Origin of the sequence: Streptomyces sp. NPDC015032, assembly GCF_043080425.1 — a bacterium.
Taxonomy (GTDB): domain Bacteria; phylum Actinomycetota; class Actinomycetes; order Streptomycetales; family Streptomycetaceae; genus Streptomyces.
This window is the reverse complement of the sequence record NZ_JBIBVN010000111.1, coordinates 1-1,945: the sequence shown is the minus strand read 5'-3', so window position 1 is coordinate 1,945 and position 1,945 is coordinate 1. Positions and strand designations below refer to the sequence as shown.

At 62.0% G+C, this 1,945-nt stretch carries 1 protein-coding gene; it reads right to left on the bottom strand.

Annotated elements, in window-relative coordinates:
• Positions 1-65: 65 nt before the first annotated feature.
• Positions 66-1,355 carry a group II intron reverse transcriptase/maturase gene (gene ltrA / locus ACF08M_RS41575; protein WP_392190513.1) on the bottom strand — a complete coding sequence of 430 codons (1,290 nt, stop codon included), beginning with the start codon at positions 1,353-1,355 and terminating at the stop codon, positions 66-68.
• Positions 1,356-1,945: the final 590 nt, after the last annotated feature.

Below are 1,945 nucleotides of genomic sequence, written 5' to 3'. Positions count from 1 at the left end.
GAGGAGAGTCGGCGGCAGGAATCGCACCCGCCGCCGCTCGCAGAACCGTGCGGGAGCCTCTCGGCTCACACGGCTCCCATTGCCCAGCCGTCAGGCTTGAGGCCGAACCGCCAGTGGGCGAACATGTTGGGATACCGGCGGGCCGCGCCTGCCAGTAGTTCTCCCGCGCGTTTCTCCCGGCGGCGCAGTCGTTTGTACTTCTGGCAGGCCCAGCCCACCAACATTCTGTTGATGCGCCGGAGGAGGGGATACAACATGGACTTGTAGAATCGCCCGTAATAGTTGATCCATCCCTGCACGATGTTGTTGAACATCCGCGCAAGGTCCATCAGCGACTTGTCACTGCGTTGGGCGATGCGCCAGGAACGCATTACCTTGCCCATCGCCTTGATCGCCGCCTTGCTGACCGCGGGCAGGAAGCTCACAAAGTGCTTCCCGTACCGGTTCTTGGCCAGTCTGGGTCGGAACGTGTATCCAAGAAACGTGAACGCCGTGTGCTCGTACGAGCCTCGCCGATCAGCGTCCTTACAATAGACGATGCGTGTCTTGTCCGGATGCAATTCCAAACCGACCTGCGCCAATCGCTGCGTGAGAGCGTCCCGCACATGGCGGGCCTGCCTCTCACTGCCGCAGTGAATCACCGCATCATCGCAGTACCGTTCGAAGGTGACCTGCGGGAACTCCCGAGCCAGCCACAGATCGAACGCGTAGTGGAGATACAGATTCGCCAGCACGGGCGAAATCGCCGACCCCTGAGGAGTTCCGCGATCCCGTTGCTGCACCGATCCGTCCGCCTTCGCCAGCGGAGCGACCAGCCACCGCTTGACGTAGAGCAGGACCCATTTCCCATCCGCGTCGATATGCCGCTCGACCGCCCTGAGCATCAGCTTGTGGTCCACGCTGTCGAAGAATGCCCGGATGTCGAGATCGACCACCCAGTCACTCCGCCAACAGCGCCGCCGACACTGCTCCACCGCGCCCAACGCCGACCGCCGGGGCCGGTAGCCGTAGGAGTCCGGGTGGAACACAGGCTCCACCCGACGCTCCAGATACATCGCGGCCACCGTCTGAGCGATCCGGTCGTCCACGGTGGGCACCCCGAGCACGCGGATTCCTTTCCCGCCTGCTTTGGGGATCTCCACGGCCTTCACCGCCGGAGGGAAATACGAACCGGACGACATCCGATTCCACAATTTGAACAGATTCCTCGAAAGGTTATGTTCGTATCGCTCGATCGTCACGCCATCCGTTCCGGGCGCACCCTTGTTGGCCTTGACTCGCTGAAATGCCTCCCACACCATCAACTTGGAGATGTAAAACGACTTGACCTCGGCCTGCGGCCTTGATCCGTTCACCTGGCTCCTCCCGGGAACTCCGGTTGACCACCAAACTAGATCGGGACAACTCGCCCCCTTCGCTCCACCCCCATTACAGAGGCTTCATCACTACTACGAGGCGATCCGTCCCCCTGCCACGCATCGGTACTCTGCCCCTCACAGTTTCAGCTGCTTGAGGTTCTCCCTTATCGCCAACCGGCCTCAACCCGACCGGTGGCAGCATCGCGGCGAGGGGTTCCCACGTTCCGCACCAGCGCCTGAACCGAGCTCGCGCCACCTTTATGCCGGGCACCACCTGGCCAGAGATGCAGGAACCCGCCAGATTCATCCCGGGGCAACAACTGGACCCCGGTTTCGGTAACCGTCCATACGCTTTCGACACTTCATCAGTGGTTCACTCGCGTTCGCCTTCTCGGCTCACACCTGACGCATCTTGTGCGCCTTTTCCGCAGTGCTCATTACCCCGGCTCATTCACCGGAGCAACCTGCGGCGGTTTGAGACCTCCCCCTGCGTGGGCGGTCTCGGAGGGCCCACCTCCATCACCGGTGCAGCATCACGTCGGAAGATTCCGTCTACATCGAAACCTCCCGTTGTGTTCGTGGCGCAC